General features: G+C 66.5%; 2 protein-coding genes. One reads left to right on the forward strand and one right to left on the reverse strand.

What is annotated here, in order from left to right:
* Window positions 1-534, reverse strand: a 534-nt coding sequence (locus IF803_RS42480; RefSeq protein ID WP_461196161.1) for an anion permease, incomplete at its 3' end; no start/stop codon positions are given.
* A gap of 221 nt (window positions 535-755) precedes the next feature.
* Here IF803_RS42480 and aat point away from each other — a divergent pair.
* The coding region (aat, locus tag IF803_RS42485) for a leucyl/phenylalanyl-tRNA--protein transferase (protein WP_461196162.1) at window positions 756-1273 on the forward strand (518 nt) is incomplete at its 3' end.

The following is a 1273-nucleotide window of genomic DNA, read 5'->3' on the forward strand; positions in this document are numbered from 1 at the left end:
CATCACGAAGGTGCCGATCTTGCCCGCGGTCGGGCCGGGCTCGGAACCGTAGATGCGCGGGATGTTGCTGACGATCGGATAGATGGTGCCGCCCGAGCGCGCGGTGTTGGACGGCGTCGCCGGCGCCAGCACGAGATCGGAGAACGCCACCGCGTAGCCGAGCCCGATGGTGCGGCGGCCGAGGCCGCGCACCAAGAGCAGCGCCAGCCGGCGGCCGAGCCCGCTCTTGCGATAGCCGATCGAGAACACGAAGGCGCCGACGATCAGCCACACCGTGCTCTCGGAAAAGCCGCCGAGCATCCAGCGCAGCGATTTGTTCGGATCGTGCTCGACATAGCCGCCGATGCCGGCGACCGTCAGGCCGATCAGACCGACCGCGCCGACCGGCATCGATTCAAGGATCAGCCCGGTGATCACGGCGGCGAACACCGCGAAATAGTGCCACTGATTGGCGTTCAGCCCCGAAGGCACCGGAACCAGATAGATCACCAGCCAGACCAGCAACGGCGCAAACGTTCGCCATGACCATTTCATGCAGCGTCCCCCTCACCTGTGTCGATTGTCGGGCGCAAGCCACCGTGTCCCGGCAGCGCCGCCATCTTTTTGTTGCAATCTAGCACGACCGCGCAGTCCGTCTCGGGAAACTGCGGCGGAACGGCGCGGCTTGTGGAGGAACCGGCGCGTTTCGTCAACACGTAGCGTCCCGGTGGCAGCCCCCATCGCAAGACCGCCCGCGCTTTGCTATCCTTGGCGCTATGACGTCACGCGACTCCGCCTCCTCCGAGATCACGCCCGAGGTGCTGCTGCGCGCCTATGCCTGCGGCATCTTCCCGATGGCGGAGAGCGCCGACGATCCGACCCTGTTCTGGGTCGAGCCGGAATTGCGCGGCGTGATTCCGTTCGACGGCTTCCGTGTCGCCTCCCGCCTGGCGCGCACCGTGCGCACGGATGCCTTCACCGTCACCGTCGATACCGCGTTCAAGGCCGTGATCGCCGGCTGCGCGGCGCCGCAGCCCGGCCGCGACGACACCTGGATCAACAGGCGCATCCGCGATCTCTATGTCGGGCTATACGCGTCGGGCCATTGCCACAGCGTCGAGGTCTGGCAGGACGACAATCTGGTCGGCGGGCTCTACGGCGTCAGCCTCGGCCGGGCCTTCTTCGGCGAAAGCATGTTTCACACCACGCGCGACGCATCGAAGGTCGCGCTGGTGCATCTGATGGCGCGGCTGATCGCGGGCGGGTTCGAGCTGCTCGACACGCAATATGTGAC

This window comes from Bradyrhizobium sp. UFLA06-06 (assembly GCF_054820065.1).